Genomic DNA, 14,142 nt, shown 5'->3' with positions numbered 1-14,142 from the left:
TGACGATACGTCTGGCCGGCCAGGCGGTCCGCTGGACCAACGCCACCGAACGCGAAGCCGCACTACGCATCGACGCCGAACGACTTATTGCAGCGTAACCACTCGGTTACCCGACGGTCTCTGAGAGCCGAAAGCGGAACGCCCGGCCGATCCTCGCGGATCGACCGGGCGTTCTCGCTGTTCACGAGCGGTGGCGGCGGGATTTGGCGTCGCGGGGATCTCGTCGGGCGGCACGTCGCCCGCAGACGAGAACCCGGCCGCCGACCCGGGTGGCGCCCCGCGTGGCAGCCAGTGACGATACGGCCGTACCGGGCAGGCTCACCCGGACAGGGCACCCAGCGAAGGTCGGCGTGAGCAGCGTCCAGGCCCGCTTCCAAGTCTTTTCGGCCCGTACGCGCTCAGTGGGGTGAGTGCGCCACCTAGGCCAACTAGACGGGCCGTTCGTCTACGGTCGCCCCCGCATGCTCACGAACCAGACGACAAGTGAGACGAGGGAGCACGGCGCCCGATCATCCTGCTCGTTCGGCCAGGTCCGTCGGCATATGCGACCTCGGGCAACCGTCTGTCGACGACCGCCGGCGCCCTGGGCCGTTGCTGTCGAGCGCCATCAGGACAATTCGGCGGGGGCGGGTACCTCACCGGGGTTCTGGGCGGCTCGGCGCACGTCGGCGACTGCGATCCCGAGCAGCACCACGGGCACCACAGCAACCGCCGCCAGCGGGGGCGCGAAGGCCAGCGGTACGGCGAGTACCAACAGAGCGGCGATGCCGAGCAGACGGGGCGGGGAGACACGGGAAAACACCACCCGCTCCAGGAGAGCTCTGCCCGCGACGTACAGAGCGGGGCCGCCCACCATGACGGCAAGCCAGGACGGGTAGTTGCGGCCGGTGGCACGGAGCTGGATCAGTTCGTGTCCAACCGCCGTGGCGGCAACTCCCACGATCATGAGAACGTGAGCGGCTTGGGCGACGCGGCCCAGCTTGGCCGGGTTTTTGGCGGATTCGATGGCGTCTCCGAACAGCTCTCCTGCGGTGTGCGAGTAGATTCGCCAGAGCAGCACTGTGGTGAGGAATGCGAGGACCAGGCCGAGTGTGGCGGTAGGGCTGTGAAGGCCGTCATGGTCGGTGTAGGCGACCCCGACCGCCAGAATCGTCTCTCCGAGCGCGATCAGCATCAATTGGCGGTGACGGTCAGCGAGGTGCTTGGGAGCCTGTGCCCACACGGTGATTCGCTGCTGTCCCAGCCCAGGAACTGGCCACCCGAGCCGGGCGGCTCCGAAGTCGATGGCGATAGCGATCAGCCACAGCAGGGTTCGGCTGAAGTCCGCGGGCATGAAGGCGCCGAGCAGCCACGGTACCGCGGAGACACCGGACCAGACCAAGGTTCGCAGATACACGCGGCTCAGGATGTGCGTTCGCAGCATCAAATACAGCGCCAGCGATCGGCCGGCTTGGAGAGCGAGGTAGACGGCAGCGAAGATCAGCGGCCCGCCGTTGAAAGCGCTGGGGATAGCGGCACCCAACAGGAGCAGACCGAACGCCGTCATCAGCACCATCGCCTGGACCGGGGCACGGCGGGGGTCGAAGCGTGCGGTCACGTAGGCCGCGGTGATCCACACCCAGAGCAGCGGCAGGATCAGCAACAACCCGTGCAGAAACCCGTACCACCGCACCTCGAGGGAAGCGCTCTTCAAGTCGTAGGTGCCCGACGCCACCACGCGATTGAGGGCGAAGACCACCACCAGATCGAGGAAGAGCTCAACCAAGCTGGCCTGCTGCTCACTCTGCTCACCGCGAAGCAACGTGCCTGCCCCGTCTGCATCCTCGGCGGAACCAGCCTTCTTCATACCGGCATTCAAAACGGTATGCGTCGGGCAAGTGGCGAATCGGGAAATTGCTCCCGTCCTGTTCCACAGGCGTGGCGCCCATCGCGCAGGTCGCGCAGGACTTCGGGATCTCCGAGTCGTGCCTGCACCGCTGGCTCAGCCTCGCGACATCGAGGACGAACGGGCTCCGCTGGCCGATGGTGACCCGGTGTATCGGGCACGGACCTGCGGCTGAGGCTTAAGCCCTTGGGCCGGCTCTTCCGCTGCCTCACAGCAGGTGACAGCCCTTGCCGGCGTCAATGGTGCCCGGCTTGTGCCCGATGATTCAGCCGATCCCTGACGCACCGTGGAGGAGCCGGCCTGGGCCGCGACCCGTCAAGGGAGAGGCAATTTCTGCGCGTTTTGCGGTTGTTCGGTGCTGCATTCTGAAGATTGGATCGGTGACCGAGGGTGGGGCCGGCGGCCGGCGGGATGAAGGGGGAGGGCGGAATCCGGATCGGCCCGGCCAAGTCGTGGCGAGGACGGAGAGCGCCGCGGGAGATGCCCGCCGGGCGAACTTCCTGGAGTTGTTCTTCGATCTGGTGCTGGTCTTCGCGTTGTCGGGAGTCGTCTCCCGGGTCGCGCCGGACCTGGCCGCCGACACCTTCGCCCAGCGGTGGGCGGGGCTGCTGTATGTCCTCGTGCTGGTCCTGCCGATCATGTGGCTGTGGACGACCACTGCCCACATCACCAGCCGTTTCGACCCGCGCCGGCCGGCCGTCCAGGCGATGGTGCTGCTCACCGCGTTGGGCGTGGTGTTCATGGCGTCGTCGTTGCCGTACGCGTTCTTCGAGCGCGGCTACGCGTTCGCCGTACCGTACGTCGTCCTTCAGGTCGGACGACCGTTGGTTCTCATCGCGCTCGTGCGGGATCGTGCACAACGAAGCCTCAACACACGGTCGGCGATCTGGTTCACCAGATCGGCCGTGCCGTGGCTGGCCGGCGTCCTGGCTGAGGGCTGGTCCCGGGTGGGCCTGTGGGCGCTGGCCATCACTATCGACCTCGTGGCGGCCCGCTCCGCCTGGCCGTTCCCCGGCATGAGCCGGACACTGGACAGCGCCTGGGAACCCACCAAGACCCATCACCTCGCCGACCGGTACGAGCAACTCCTGCTGATCGCGCTCGGCGAGAGCGTGCTGTCTCTCGGGATCACCTACACCGACACGGCGGTGTCACCGGCCACGACGCTGGCTCTGGTGGTCGGCTTCGCCACCACGGTGCTGCTGTGGCGCATCTACTACTACCGGGCCGGGCAGGTGCTCCCCGAAGCCGTCCACTCAGCCGGCGACCAGGTCCGAGCCGGCCGGAACACCGGACGCGCCCACGTCCTCATGGTCCTGGGCATCGTGCTCGTGGCGACCGGCTACGAAATCGTCCTGGCACACCCGGGCAGCCCCGTACGGCCAGCCTGGCTGGTCGCGATCCTCGGCGGGCCGATCGTCTACCTCGTCGGCCGGATCATCTTGGAACGCGTGGTCTTCAACCGGCTCGCCCGGCGCAGACTCATCGGCATCGCGGTCCTGGCCGCCGCGGCACTGCCACTGGGCTTCACCACACCGTTGATCGCGGCCACCGGCGCCCTCGCCATACTCCTCGGCATGGCCCTGGCCGACGCCCGACAGGCCTGGGGGCAACCACCAGAAGCCCCATCACCAGCCGATGCCCAGCCGATGAGCACCTGATTCCGGAAAGTCGTAACGACATCACTGTGATGTGTCGTTGGCTGCGATCGGCGTTCCCAGCAAGAGGTACGAACGGCAGCACTCGGGCGTGAGTCAAGGCCAAACGGGAGGCTGACAGTGCCACCCAACCGGCAACTGAGACCAGAAGTGAGACCAGAACGACACAGCGCCCGAACGGTCCTCGCGGACTGCCGGGCGCTGCGCCTCTTCAGAGGCGGTGGCGGCGGGATTTGAACCCGCGGAGGGGTTGCCCCCTCACACGCTTTCGAGGCGTGCTCCTTAGGCCACTCGGACACGCCACCGCCGACGAGGGTACAGGACCGCCGGTCTGGATGCCGAACCGGTATGCCCGCCTCCGGCCTGGCAGGATCTTTGCCATGAGTACGCACATCGGCGCGAAGCCGGGAGAGATCGCCGAGCGGGTCCTGATGCCGGGCGACCCGCTGCGGGCCAAGTGGATCGCGGAGACCTACCTCGAGGACGCCACGTGCTACTCGACGGTCCGGGGCATGCTGGGCTTCACCGGCCGCTGGAACGGCGTGCCGGTCTCCGTCCAGGGCACCGGCATGGGCATGCCGTCCGCCTCCATCTACGCCCACGAGCTGGTCAACGAGTACGGCGTGAAGACCCTGATCCGGGTCGGCTCCTGCGGCGCCCTGTCCGAGGACCTCCAGCTGCGCGACGTGGTCGCGGCGATCGGGTCCTCCACCGACTCGAACATGAACCGGATGCGGTTCGACGGGCTGATCGACTACGCCCCGGTCGCCGACTTCGGGCTGCTGCGTACCTCGGTGGAGGTGGCCGAGCGGCGCGGCATCAGCATGCGGGTCGGGCCGATCCTGGCGGCGGACGCCTTCTACACCGACCGGCCGGACCTCTACGACAGCCTGGCCGACTACGGCGTGCTGGCGGTGGAGATGGAGTCGGCGGCGCTCTACACGATCGCGGCCCGGTTCAAGGCGCGGGCGCTGACCATCCTGACCGTCAGCGACCACATCAAGACCGGCGAGAAGACCACCGCCGAGGAGCGCGAGCAGACCTTCAGCCAGATGGTCGAGATCGCCCTGGACACCGCCATCGCCTGATTTCCCCTCCTTTCCCGGCGCCCCGTCATCCGGACCGGATGGCGGGGCGTCGCCGTGTCCGGAGTGAGCACCGTCACCGCTCTAAACAATACGACCGGTCGTGCTTTTGGGTTTAGCCTCTCCCCATGAGAGTCGACGGACGCGTCGCCCGCGGCGACCGGACCCGGGCCGCCGCGCTGGACGCCGCGGTGGTGCTGGCCACCGAGGTCGGACTGCACGGGCTCTCGCTCGCGCAGCTCGCCGACACGCTCGGGGTGAGCAAGTCCGGCCTGTTCGCGCACTGGCGCTCCAAGGAGGCACTCCAGCTCGCCACCGTCGACCGGGCGGTGGAGCAGTGGCAGGAGCGGATCATCGACCCGGCGCTGCGCGCCCCCCGGGGCGTCCGGCGGCTCTGGGCGCTGCACCAGTCCCGGATCGACTTCTACGCCGCCCGGGTGCTCCCCGGCGGCTGCTTCTTCGCCAGCACCGACTTCGAGTACAACGCCCGACCCGGCCCGGTCCGGGACCGGCTCGCCGAGGTGTTCGGGCGCTGGACCGCGTTCCTCGAACACCTCGTCGGGGAGGCGGTCGCCGCCGGCGAACTCCCCGTCGACACCGACGTCCCGCAGTTGGCGTACGAGATCGACGCGCTCGGGATCACCGCCGCGCTGCGGTCCCGGCTGCTGGACCCCGACACCGCCTACCGGCACGCCCGCCAGGGCCTGCTGCACCGCCTGCGGGCGTTGTGCCCCGATCCGACCCTGCTACCGGAAGGCCTCTCATGAGCAACGCCCTGGCCGCCCCCACCGCCGTCGAGTACGGCCACGTCGAGCACGTCAGCGTGTACCTCGACGACCTCGACGCCCTCGGCATCCTGCACAACTCCCGGTACGCGGTGCTGCTGGAGCGGGCCCTGACCGCCTACTGGGCCGAGCGGGGCGTCTCCTACCAGGGCGGTCAGCGCAGCGCGCCGGACACCTTCCACGCGGTCCGCGAGTTCACCATCACCTACCGCGCCCCGATCGCGGCCACCGGGCCGGTGGCGGTGCACTTCTGGCTCGAACACTTCGGCACCAGCAGCGCCGAGTACGCCTACCAGTTCCGCTCGCTCGACGGCAGCATCGTGCACGCCGAGGGCCGGCGGGCGATCGTCCGGCTCGACCCGGCGACCCTGCGACCCACCCCGTGGACCGAGACCGGCCGCGCGGTGGCCGCGAACCTGCTCCGCCCCACCCCGACCCCGGCCTGACCCGGCCGCGGGCGGTCAGCGGAAGAAGGCGCGCAGCAGGGCGGCGCTCTCGGACTCCAGGACGCCGCCGTAGACCTCCGGCCGGTGGTTGAGCCGGCGGTCGCGCAGCACGTCCCAGAGCGAGCCGGCCGCCCCGGTCTTGGGCTCCCAGGCGCCGAAGACCACGGTGGACACCCGGGCCAGGACCAGCGCGCCCGCGCACATCGTGCAGGGTTCCAGGGTGACCACCAGCGTGCAGCCGTCGAGCCGCCAGCGGCCCAGCCGCTCAGCGGCCCGGCGCAGCGCCAGCACCTCGGCGTGCGCGGTCGGGTCACCGGTCAGCTCGCGCTCGTTGCGCCCGATCGACAACTCGGTCCCGTCCGGGCCGTAGAGCACGGCGCCGACCGGGATGTCGTCGGAGGCGTCCGCGCCGTCGGCGCCCGGGGCGGGCGTGTCCGGGCCGGTGACGGCGACCTCCAGCGCGCGGCGCATCCACAGTTCGTGCCGCTGCCGGCGGCCCGCCCCGTCCGGGTCGGCCAGCCCCTCGTCCGCGCCGGGCCCGACCCGGCCGACGGCGCCCGGGGTCGGCTGCCCCGGGCGTACGGTCTCCAGCGCCGGGTCGGTCGAGTCGACCGGCTCGGCGGCGCCGGCCAGCGGCGAACCGCCGCCCGACAGGGCGGCTCCGTCGCCGGACGGCGGGTCAGACCTCACGCAGTTCCTCGACCTCGTCGGCGCACCCGAGCACCTGGCAGACCTCGGCCGTGACGTCGGCCGGGAGCATCCCCTCGTGGGCGCAGAGCCGGAGCAGCTTCGCAGCGGAGATGCCCAGGTCGGCGAGGATGTCGGCGTCGCCGACCGGATCCGCCTCGGGGTCGACCGCCGGCTGCTCGCTCTCCTCGGTCCCGGCGGCGGACGGCCGGGGCTCCTCGGTCTCCTCCAGCCCGGTGACCGAGGTCTTCAGGTCACCGACGAGCAGCGCGCCCAGCCGGGAGTCCTCGGCGTACGCGGAGTCGGAGCCGAAGATCCGCAGGTCCTCCCCCTCGTCCAGGCGCAGGATCACCAGGTAGGCGTCGTCCGCCTCGACGAAGAGCAGCGACAGGTCGGCGTCGGGCTCCACGTCGCGCAGCCGGTCGGCGACCTCGTCGATGTCGGAGGCGCCCCGTAGGTTCACCTCGGCGGCGCTCCACTCGCCCTCGTCGCGCACCACGGCGGCAGCGAAGTACGACACGGTCCCCCCAAAGGCCTCGGCACAGCACGCCGACTCGTTACGCGATGCACGTTAACCGGTCGCGTCGGCAGGCGACCGGTCAACGCCCCGAAGGGCCGGTCAATCCTGAGAAAGTCGCCTCAGCCGGCGACGCGACGCCGGGTGGCGATCAGCTGTCGCAGCCGCTCGGTGTGCTCCCGCTGCGGCTTGTCCCGCTGTCGTACCGCGCGGGCCCCCGCCAACTCGGCGAGAATCTGCAGGCGGCGACGGCTGCGATCGGGGTCGAGCCGCGGGGTGGTCCAGGCCATACCGGAAAGGGTCCCCAGTCACAGCGAGTACGTCAAGATGGCGTTCGAAGCGAAGCCGGGCGATGACACAGCGTCACCACATCGGCCAATCCGCGCTGGTCGCCCAGCGCACGACCACGATCGCGAACGCGATGCTCCAACCACCCGCAGTGACGATCGCCACCCCGGTCGCCACCCCCCGATCGCCGTACCGGACGAGGCCGAGGGCGGCCAGCCAGGCCACCACGCCGGCGATCACGGTCCACCAGGCGTACCCGGGGACGCCGCGGCCGAGAAGGCCGAAGAGCACCAGCCAGGCGGCGGCGAGCGCCGCGCCGGCAGCCACCCCGCTGCCGGTCACCGGGTGGGGCTCGCGCCACGTCGGCCGGCGCGGCGGCCCAGACGGGAACAGACCCGAGGGGGTACGCGCCATGAACTGCCCGGCGGCCGGCCCGGCCGGGTACGTGGGCTGACCATCCATCGCCGTCACCGCTCCCGTCCACGCACCCCCCGGCGCTCCGGGGGACCCTCCCACCGTATCCGTCTGCCAGGATGTCCGGATGTCGTCGCGATCGACCGGCCGCCGCACGCGTCCGGCGTACCCGGTCCTGCTGTTGCTGGCACCGGCGTTGCTCGCCGGCTGCGCACCCGGCGACCGGCCGGCCGCCGCACCGAGCACGGTCTGGGACGCTCCGTCCGCGACGGCCCCCGCGGACCAACCGGCGCCGCCGGCTGTCGCGCCCTCCGCGAGCCCGGCCGCGCCGTCGGCGTCGCCGAGCCGCGCGCCGCTGCGACGGGTCTTCCCGGTACGCGCCGGCAAGGTCGCCTACCACCCGACGCACTCGGCGTATCCGGGCACCGACATCTTCGCCGACTGCGGTGAGCCGGTGGTGGCGGTGACCGACGGGACGATCCTGGAGGTGAGCCGGGTGGACCGGTTCGACCGGCGGGGGCCGTTGGGGCCCTACAACGGCGGGCTCTCGGTGTCGTTGCTCGGTGACGACGGGGTGCGGTACTACGGCTCGCACCTGAGCGCGATCAGCGCGGGCGTGGACGCCGGCGTGCGGGTCCGCGCGGGGCAGCAGCTCGGCAAGGTGGGCCGGACGGGCAACGCCAACAACGTCTGCCACCTGCACTTCGGCCTGTCGCCGAAGTGCACCGGCCGGGACGACTGGTGGATCCGCCGGGGCGTGGTGTGGCCGGCGAAGTACCTGGATTCGTGGCGCCGCGACGGCAACCGGTCGCCGGTCGCCGCGGTGACGTCCTGGGAGCGCGAACACGGCTGCCCGAAGGCGCCGGGCACGACCACGGACGCCGGCTGACCGGAGGCACGGGAGCCCGCGCAACAGGGTCGTCACCCGACTGACACATTGACGAAAGTCTGGTCGATTCGTTAACGTCCGCGTGAGAGAGCGCTCTCTCGGGTAACAAACCTCCCGATTCCGACGAACCGCGACCCCGGGCCCCCGATCCGGCGCCGCGCTGGAGGAACGATGAACCCTCCCGTCCCACCCCGCCGCACCCCCTGGGTGCTCGCCACCACCACCGCCCTGGCCGTCGTCGTCGCCGGTCTCGCCCTCACCGCCACCGCCCCCGCCGAGGCCGCCACCGTCGGCGCCGGCAGCTACACCACCGACCGGGTCGGCCCCCTGCCCACCGGCTGCGGGGACCTGTCCACCAACCCCCGGCAGTTCGTCACCGCCAACGCACCCGCCGGCCCGATCCCCACCAACGACTGGTGGTCGTCGTTGCTGTGGAAGCGGACCAACTGCGCGTACAGCGAGCCGCTGCACGCGCACCCCGCCTCCTACCAGCCCTTCGGCGACGGCCTCGGCTTCTCCGCGACCTCCACCCCCACCATCACCGGCACGGCGACCGGGGTGGGCGAGTACAAGTACGCGTACGCCGAGGACATCCGGGTCGGCGTGACCGGGCTCGGCGCGCCGATCGTCAAGGTCGACGACTGGACGGACTGGACGGTCACCCCGTACTGGAGCGACGGCACTCGTACCCTGCGGGCCACCATCGGCCACGGCCTGCCGTTCGCCTACTTCCGGACCAGCGGCGGCGACGCGCTGATCAACACCACCGGCGGTAGCCCGACGGTGTGGTCCCAGAACGGCGCCACCATCGGGTTCACCGTCCGGGGCCACGACTACGTCGCCTACGCCCCGACCGGCGCCGCCTGGACCGTCGCCGGCGGACGGATCACCTCCACCCTGGCCGGCAAGGGCTACTTCTCCGTCGCCCTGCTGCCCACCACGCCGAGCACCGACGCCACCGCCCGCGCCGACCTCGCCACCACCTACGGGCGGTACGCCCACGCACACGTCACCGGCACCCGGGTCTCCTACTCCTACGACCAGGCCAGCAGCCGGGTCACCACCACGTACGCCTTCACCACCACGCCCCGGGAGGGCACCGCCACCCAGACCGTGGTGAGCCTCTACCCGCACCAGTGGAAGGCGCTGGCCGGCGCCACCCCGATCGGCCAGAGCTATCCGTCCGCCCGGGGCCGGATGAAGGTGCTCACCGGCGTCAACCAGTTCCGCACCGCGATGACCTACCAGGGGGTGCTGCCGGAGCTGCCCGCCGTCGCCACCGGCGCCGGCGCCGACCTGGCCCAGCTCCGGGACCAACTCGCCGCGGTGCGGGGCAACCCGATGGACCAGCGCGGCACCGACACGTACTGGACCGGCAAGGGTCTCGGGCGGGCCGCCCGGATCGCCGAGATCGCCGACCTGGTCGGTGACCCGGAGACCCGTACCGCCGCGCTGAACGCCATCCGGTCCACGCTGAACGACTGGTTCACCGCCACCCCCGGCAAGGCGGCCCGGGTCTTCTACTACGACCGGAACTGGGGCACGCTGATCGGCTACCCCGCGTCGTACGGCTCCGACCAGGAGCTCAACGACCACCACTTCCACTACGGGTACTTCATCGCGGCCGCCGCGACGCTGGCCAAGTTCGACCCGGCCTGGGCCACCACCGACCGGTACGGCGGCATGGTCGACCTGCTGATCCGGGACGCCAACAACTACAGCCGCGAGGACACCCGCTTCCCGTACCTGCGGGACTTCGACATCTACGCCGGGCACGACTGGGCCTCCGGGCACGGCTCGTTCGCCGCTGGCAACAACCAGGAGTCGTCGTCGGAGGGGATGAACTTCGCCAACGCCCTCATCCAGTGGGGACAGGCCACCGGCAACACCGCCGTCCGGGACGCCGGCATGTTCATGTACACCACCCAGGCGGCGGCGATCCAGCAGTACTGGTTCGACGTCGACGACGAGAACTTCCCGGCCGCGTTCGGGCACTCGACGGTCGGCATGGTCTGGGGCGACGGTGGCGCGTACGCCACCTGGTTCAGCGCCGACCCGGAGATGATCCAGGGCATCAACATGCTGCCGGTCACCGGCGGCCACCTCTACCTGGGCCACCGGCCGGCCTACCCCCGGACCAACTACGCCGAACTGGTCCGCAACAACGGCGGCGAACCCACGGTCTGGCAGGACATCCTCTGGCAATTCCTGGCCCTCGGCGACCCCGACGCGGCACTGACGAAGCTGCGCGCCAACCCCGGCTACACCCCGGAGGAGGGTGAGAGCCGCGCCCACACGTTCCACTGGATCCGCAACCTGGCGGCACTGGGCCAGGTGGACACCGGCGTCACCGCGAACCATCCGCTGGCGACCGTGTTCACCCGCAACGGCGCCCGCACCTACGTGGCCAGCAACATCACCGCCGCCCCGCTGACGGTGACCTGGTCCGACGGCACCCGGCTGACGGTCGCGGCCGGACGGACGGCGACCACCGGGGCGTACACCTGGAGCGGCGGCAACGCGGGCGGCGGCGCGAGCCCGAGCCCGACGCCGACCAGCCCGACGCCGAGCCCGACACCCACCACCCCGAGCCCGACGCCGACCACACCCCCGCCCAGCGGCTCACCGACGCGGTACCTGCTGCCCGGCGGTGGCCTGGGGGCGGCCGGCGGCACGACGACCATCACGGTGGCCGGCGCCGGCGGCACCAACCACGACGGCACGCCGACCAACCCGGTGGTCTTCACCGCGACCGGGCTGACCATGGCGTACTCGGGTGGGCAGACCCGGTTCGACCTGTTCCTCGACGCCGGCTCGGCCGTCGGCAACGGGGTGCAGGCGCGGGTCTCCTACGACCTGACCGGTGACGGGACCGTCGACCGGGTGGAGACGTACCGCTACTTCGCCACCGACCCGGTCCCCGGCTACGAGCACTACACCCAGAACGCCGGGCTGCTCGCCGCCACCGGCGCCCTCGGCAACCTGTCGAACGGCACGGTGAAGGTGGAGGTCTGGTCCGCCATCGGCACGAACCCGACCACCCTCGGCATCGGCGACCGCTCGGTCGTCACGCTGCCGTACGCCTGATCCGGCGTACCACCACCAGCCCGCGCCGCCGGTCGTACCCCCGACCGGCGGCGCGGGCGCGTAGTTTGCAGGTCATGACCGCCCGGGATCCCATCGCCGACCTGCGCCGGATCGCGTTCCTGCTGGAACGGGCCAACGAGGCCACCTACCGGGTCCGGGCGTTCCGGTCGGCGGCGAAGGGCCTGGCCGAGCTGCCGGCGAAGGAGGTCGCCGAGCGCGCCCGCACCGGCAAGCTCACCGAGCTGACCGGCGTCGGTGACGTCACGGCCCGCTGCGTCGCCGAGTCGCTGGCCGGCGAGGAGCCGGTCTACCTGCGCCGGCTGGTCGCCACCGAGGGCACCGACCTGGACGCCGCGGCCGCCGCGCTGCGGACCGCGCTGCGCGGCGACTGCCACACCCACTCCGACTGGTCCGACGGCGGGTCGCCGATCGAGGAGATGGCGCTCGCGGCGGTCGAGCTGAGTCACGAGTACGTGGTGCTGACCGACCACTCGCCGCGGCTCAAGGTGGCCCGGGGCCTCACCGCGGACCGCCTGCGCAAACAGCTCGACCACGTCGCGGCGGTGAACGAGGCCCTGCCCAAGGGGTTCCGCATCCTCACCGGCATCGAGGTGGACATCCTCGCCGACGGCTCGCTCGACCAGACCGACGAGCTGCTGGCCCGGCTGGACGTGGTGGTCGGCTCGGTGCACAGCGGGCTGAGCGACGAGCGGGCGAAGATTACCCGCCGGATGCTGGCCGCGATCGACAACCCGCACCTGGACATCCTCGGCCACTGCACCGGTCGGATGGTGTCGTCCCGCCCGGCCGGGGTGAAGGGTCCGGGTGACCGCGCGCACCGACCGCGTACCCGGGGCGAGAGCGACTTCGACGCGGACGCGGTCTTCGCCGCGTGCGCCGAGCGCGGCGTGGCCGTCGAGATCAACTCCCGGCCGGAGCGGCAGGACCCGCCGAAGCGGCTGATCCGCCGGGCCCTGGAGGCCGGCTGCCGGTTCGCCATCAACACCGACGCGCACGCGCCGGGGCAGCTGGACTGGCAGCGGTTCGGCTGCGAGCGGGCGGCGCTCTGCGGCGTCCCCGCCGACCGGGTGGTCAACGCCTGGCCGGCCGACCGCCTGCTCACGTGGGCCCGCACCCGCCGCTGACCCCCGGGAGCCGCGATGTCGCCGAAACGGCGGTGTCCGCAAGCCGGGAGACCGCCGTTTCGCCGCAAACGGAGTGGATCAGTGTCGGACCGGCACGACGCCGGGTCCGGGCCGGCGGGGTCAGCGGGCGGCGGGCTCCGCGGCCGGCACGGCAGGGACGCCGGTAACGGCCTCGGTGCGCGGGCGGCGCGGACCGACCAGGCCCTGCGTCACCGCGACGCCGAGCAGCACGACCAGGGCGCCGACGGGCTGGTGCCAGTTCATCCGCTCGTCGAGCACCACCGCGCCGATCACCACCGCGAAGATCGGGATCAGGTAGGTCACCGTGGAGGCGGTGCTCGCGCCGGCCACCCGGATGTTGCGCAGGTTGATCACGAAGGCCAGCCCGGTGCCGAGCGCGCCGAGCGTGACCACGCTGCCCACCACCGGCGCCGACAGCTCGGTCGGCACGGGCGGCGCCCCGACCACCAGCGGACCGACCACCGCGAGCTGCGCCGTCGCCACCAGCAGCTGCGCCGCGGAGAGCGACAGTCCGGAGTACGAGCTGCCGGCGATGAACTTCTTCTGGTACGGGATGGCCACGCCGTAGCAGGCCGCCGCACCGAAGCACATCAACTGGCCGGTGAAGTGCGAGCCGCCGACGCCCTCCCAGACGCCGAGCACCACCAGCACGCCGAGGAAGCCCAGCCCGAGCCCCACCGCCCGGCGCGCGGTCAGCCGCTCGGTGCGGAAGGCCAGCACCGCCAGCGGCAGCACGATGAGCGGCGTGGTGGCGTTCCAGATGCCGGCGAGCATCGACTCGACGCGCTGCTCGCCGTAGCCGAAGAGGGTGAACGGGAGCGCCACCCCGAACGCGGCGACCACGACCAGGTGCGCCCAGACCCGGGGCTCCCGCGGCAGTCGGTCGCGGAGCACGGCGAGCACCACCAGCAGGGTGAGCGCGCCGGTGGCCACCCGGTAGAGGGTGAGATGCAGCGGGTGCAGCTCCTCGATGCCGACCTTGATGAAGAGGAAGCTCGCACCCCAGATCGCGGCGAGCGCCAGGAAGCCGGGCAGCCAGCTGCGCAGCGGCGCCCGGTCAGGGGTCACATGGGTGGTCACCCCTGACACTCTGCCGCAGGGGTACGACGATGTCCCGCGAAAATCGGACGCCGTGTCGACCGCCACAGCGGCCCCGCCACCGCACGGTCGTCGACCGGTCGAGCCGGTGCGGGATCCGCGCAGGAACCCCGGCGGCGCACCGTCGTTGATCAGCC

12 protein-coding genes, 1 tRNA gene and 1 pseudogene are annotated in these 14,142 nt (G+C 71.6%); 7 read left to right on the top strand and 7 right to left on the bottom strand.

All coding sequences use genetic code 11. The features are described 5' to 3' along the window. Nucleotides 1-607: 607 nt before the first annotated feature. On the bottom strand, nucleotides 608-1,846 hold the full coding sequence (locus KBX37_RS19915; RefSeq protein ID WP_210777445.1) for a low temperature requirement protein A: 1,239 nt from the start codon (nucleotides 1,844-1,846) through the stop codon (nucleotides 608-610). 299 nt (nucleotides 1,847-2,145) lie between these two features. On the opposite strand from KBX37_RS19915, the gene KBX37_RS19910 reads away from it, so the two are divergent. Next, nucleotides 2,146-3,546, top strand: a complete 1,401-nt coding sequence (locus tag KBX37_RS19910; protein ID WP_210777444.1) for a low temperature requirement protein A — start codon at nucleotides 2,146-2,148, stop codon at nucleotides 3,544-3,546. A 215-nt stretch (nucleotides 3,547-3,761) separates the two neighbouring features. On the opposite strand, the gene KBX37_RS19905 is transcribed toward KBX37_RS19910, so the two are convergent. After that, nucleotides 3,762-3,848, bottom strand: a tRNA-Ser gene (locus tag KBX37_RS19905). Nucleotides 3,849-3,923: 75 nt separating this feature from the next. Here KBX37_RS19905 and deoD point away from each other — a divergent pair. The 3 genes from deoD (at nucleotide 3,924) to KBX37_RS19890 (ending at nucleotide 5,859) form a co-directional block, all read left to right on the top strand. Next, the gene (gene deoD, locus KBX37_RS19900) at nucleotides 3,924-4,631 is read left to right on the top strand and encodes a purine-nucleoside phosphorylase (RefSeq protein WP_210777443.1); all 708 of its coding nucleotides are present in this window, start codon (nucleotides 3,924-3,926) and stop codon (nucleotides 4,629-4,631) included. Between the two features lie 125 nt (nucleotides 4,632-4,756). After that, on the top strand, nucleotides 4,757-5,395 hold the full coding sequence (locus KBX37_RS19895) for a TetR/AcrR family transcriptional regulator (protein WP_210777442.1): 639 nt from the start codon (nucleotides 4,757-4,759) through the stop codon (nucleotides 5,393-5,395). After that, entirely contained in the window at nucleotides 5,392-5,859 is a 468-nt protein-coding gene (locus tag KBX37_RS19890; protein WP_210777441.1) for a thioesterase family protein, read from the top strand. The genes KBX37_RS19895 and KBX37_RS19890 overlap by 4 nt, the downstream gene beginning before the upstream one ends. A 15-nt stretch (nucleotides 5,860-5,874) precedes the next feature. Here KBX37_RS19890 and KBX37_RS19885 read toward each other — a convergent pair whose 3' ends face one another. The 4 genes from KBX37_RS19885 to KBX37_RS19870 form a co-directional block, all read right to left on the bottom strand. Further along, nucleotides 5,875-6,330, bottom strand: coding sequence for a nucleoside deaminase (locus tag KBX37_RS19885; RefSeq protein WP_210777448.1), 456 nt, complete (start codon nucleotides 6,328-6,330; stop codon nucleotides 5,875-5,877). A gap of 208 nt (nucleotides 6,331-6,538) precedes the next feature. Then, nucleotides 6,539-7,066, bottom strand: coding sequence for a tRNA adenosine deaminase-associated protein (locus KBX37_RS19880; protein WP_210777440.1), 528 nt, complete (start codon nucleotides 7,064-7,066; stop codon nucleotides 6,539-6,541). A gap of 119 nt (nucleotides 7,067-7,185) precedes the next feature. After that, the gene (locus KBX37_RS19875; protein ID WP_210777439.1) at nucleotides 7,186-7,353 is read right to left on the bottom strand and encodes a hypothetical protein; all 168 of its coding nucleotides are present in this window, start codon (nucleotides 7,351-7,353) and stop codon (nucleotides 7,186-7,188) included. 73 nt (nucleotides 7,354-7,426) lie between these two features. Next, a complete protein-coding gene (locus KBX37_RS19870) occupies nucleotides 7,427-7,813 on the bottom strand; it encodes a hypothetical protein (protein WP_247658499.1) in 387 nt (128 codons plus the stop codon). A 79-nt stretch (nucleotides 7,814-7,892) separates the two neighbouring features. On the opposite strand from KBX37_RS19870, the gene KBX37_RS19865 reads away from it, so the two are divergent. The 3 genes from KBX37_RS19865 to KBX37_RS19855 all read left to right on the top strand — a co-directional run bounded on the left by KBX37_RS19865 (nucleotide 7,893) and on the right by KBX37_RS19855 (nucleotide 12,886). Continuing rightward, nucleotides 7,893-8,654, top strand: a complete 762-nt coding sequence (locus tag KBX37_RS19865; RefSeq protein ID WP_210777438.1) for a M23 family metallopeptidase — start codon at nucleotides 7,893-7,895, stop codon at nucleotides 8,652-8,654. Between the two features lie 171 nt (nucleotides 8,655-8,825). Further along, complete coding sequence (locus KBX37_RS19860; protein WP_210777437.1) at nucleotides 8,826-11,741, top strand: glycosyl hydrolase; 2,916 nt, start codon at nucleotides 8,826-8,828, stop codon at nucleotides 11,739-11,741. 74 nt (nucleotides 11,742-11,815) lie between these two features. Further along, nucleotides 11,816-12,886 carry a PHP domain-containing protein gene (locus tag KBX37_RS19855; protein WP_210777436.1) on the top strand — a complete coding sequence of 357 codons (1,071 nt, stop codon included), beginning with the start codon at nucleotides 11,816-11,818 and terminating at the stop codon, nucleotides 12,884-12,886. Here KBX37_RS19855 and KBX37_RS19850 read toward each other — a convergent pair. Further along, nucleotides 12,769-13,987, bottom strand: a pseudogene (locus tag KBX37_RS19850) (DMT family transporter); the annotation flags it as partial. The gene KBX37_RS19855 and the pseudogene KBX37_RS19850 sit on opposite strands and share 118 nt — an antisense overlap. Nucleotides 13,988-14,142: the final 155 nt, after the last annotated feature.

This window comes from Micromonospora sp. U56, assembly GCF_018070095.1.
Classification (GTDB): domain Bacteria; phylum Actinomycetota; class Actinomycetes; order Mycobacteriales; family Micromonosporaceae; genus Micromonospora; species Micromonospora purpureochromogenes.
This window is presented reverse-complemented; position numbering and strand designations above follow the sequence as displayed.

What these genes read in the sequence shown, in the direction of transcription:
- KBX37_RS19915 (WP_210777445.1), bottom strand. Translation starts at nt 1,846, where the DNA reads ATGAAGAAGGCTGGTTCCGCCGAGGATGCAGACGGGGCAGGCACGTTG.
- KBX37_RS19910 (WP_210777444.1), top strand. Translation starts at nt 2,146, where the DNA reads ATGATTCAGCCGATCCCTGACGCACCGTGGAGGAGCCGGCCTGGGCCG.
- deoD (WP_210777443.1), top strand. Translation starts at nt 3,924, where the DNA reads ATGAGTACGCACATCGGCGCGAAGCCGGGAGAGATCGCCGAGCGGGTC.
- KBX37_RS19895 (WP_210777442.1), top strand. Translation starts at nt 4,757, where the DNA reads ATGAGAGTCGACGGACGCGTCGCCCGCGGCGACCGGACCCGGGCCGCC.
- KBX37_RS19890 (WP_210777441.1), top strand. Translation starts at nt 5,392, where the DNA reads ATGAGCAACGCCCTGGCCGCCCCCACCGCCGTCGAGTACGGCCACGTC.
- KBX37_RS19885 (WP_210777448.1), bottom strand. Translation starts at nt 6,330, where the DNA reads ATGCGCCGCGCGCTGGAGGTCGCCGTCACCGGCCCGGACACGCCCGCC.
- KBX37_RS19875 (WP_210777439.1), bottom strand. Translation starts at nt 7,353, where the DNA reads ATGGCCTGGACCACCCCGCGGCTCGACCCCGATCGCAGCCGTCGCCGC.
- KBX37_RS19870 (WP_247658499.1), bottom strand. Translation starts at nt 7,813, where the DNA reads ATGGATGGTCAGCCCACGTACCCGGCCGGGCCGGCCGCCGGGCAGTTC.
- KBX37_RS19865 (WP_210777438.1), top strand. Translation starts at nt 7,893, where the DNA reads ATGTCGTCGCGATCGACCGGCCGCCGCACGCGTCCGGCGTACCCGGTC.
- KBX37_RS19860 (WP_210777437.1), top strand. Translation starts at nt 8,826, where the DNA reads ATGAACCCTCCCGTCCCACCCCGCCGCACCCCCTGGGTGCTCGCCACC.
- KBX37_RS19855 (WP_210777436.1), top strand. Translation starts at nt 11,816, where the DNA reads ATGACCGCCCGGGATCCCATCGCCGACCTGCGCCGGATCGCGTTCCTG.